This window comes from Phocaeicola sp. HCN-40430 (genome assembly GCF_037890285.1).
Taxonomy (GTDB): domain Bacteria; phylum Bacteroidota; class Bacteroidia; order Bacteroidales; family Bacteroidaceae; genus Phocaeicola; species Phocaeicola acetigenes.
The window spans coordinates 1-418 of sequence record NZ_JBBKBS010000083.1 but is presented as its reverse complement, the minus strand read 5'-3'; the positions used below and the strand labels follow the sequence as shown (position 1 = coordinate 418).

The window sequence follows — 418 nt, the reverse complement described above, 5'->3', positions numbered from 1 at the left end:
AATATGAGTTTATGAGTTCTTGAGTTTATGAGTTTGAGAACACCAACAAACTAAAAAACTTAAAAACTAAAAAACTTAAAAACTAAAAAACTTGCATCAACAAACTCAAAAACTTAAAAACTTAAAAACTTAAAAACTAATAATGAAAAAACTACTGTCATTGCCTCCCAACTTGGTGGAGTGCTTTCACGATATTGAAAAGGCGGACCGCAACGAGTGGTTCTGCACATCGGACCCGATAGGAAGCAAGCTGGGTTCCGGAGGAGGTACGGCCTGGCTGCTCAGGGCGTGCATGGAGAGTGAGAATACAAGTGAGAATCTGGCCGGATGGCTGGCGAAGGAGAAGCGTATCCTGCTGCATGCGGGGGGACAGAGCCGGCGTCTGCCTGCCTATGCGCCTTCGGGAAAGATTCTTACG

General features: G+C 44.7%; 1 protein-coding gene. It reads left to right on the top strand.

Annotation, left to right across the window (positions count from 1 at the left end):
- Positions 1–142 precede the first annotated feature (142 nt).
- Positions 143–418: hypothetical protein (locus tag WKU26_RS12695; protein ID WP_340322321.1), on the top strand; the 276-nt coding region annotated here is incomplete at its 3' end.